This is a genomic window from Gottfriedia luciferensis (assembly GCF_001712755.1).
GTDB lineage: Bacteria > Bacillota > Bacilli > Bacillales > Bacillaceae_G > Gottfriedia > Gottfriedia luciferensis_B.
The window spans coordinates 1-376 of record NZ_MDKC01000030.1 but is presented as its reverse complement, the minus strand read 5'-3'; the positions used below and the strand labels follow the sequence as shown (position 1 = coordinate 376).

At 48.9% G+C, this 376-nt stretch carries 2 tRNA genes and 1 rRNA gene; all 3 read right to left on the bottom strand.

Annotated features, from left to right (window positions below):
* Positions 1-64, bottom strand: a 16S ribosomal RNA gene (locus BED47_RS14960); the annotation flags it as partial.
* 82 nt (positions 65-146) lie between these two features.
* Positions 147-222 (bottom strand) — tRNA-Ala (locus BED47_RS14955).
* 10 nt (positions 223-232) lie between these two features.
* Positions 233-309 (bottom strand) — tRNA-Pro (locus BED47_RS14950).
* Between the last annotated feature and the right edge of the window lie 67 nt (positions 310-376).

Sequence of the window (376 nt, the reverse complement as noted above, 5' to 3'; positions counted from 1 at the left end):
CGACTTGCATGTATTAGGCACGCCGCCAGCGTTCGTCCTGAGCCAGGATCAAACTCTCCATAAAAGTTAAGTTTAAATCTTGTATTGCTCAAAAAACTAATAATTGACGTTTACTTCATGTTTTGTTTAGTTTTCAAAGATCATCTTGGTGGAGCCTAGCGGGATCGAACCGCTGACCTCCTGCGTGCAAGGCAGGCGCTCTCCCAGCTGAGCTAAGGCCCCAAAATTGAAATGGTCGGGAAGACAGGATTTGAACCTGCGACCCCCTGGTCCCAAACCAGGTGCTCTACCAAGCTGAGCCACTTCCCGTAATATGGCGCGCCCGAAAGGACTCGAACCCATAACCTTTTGATCCGTAGTCAAACGCTCTATCCAA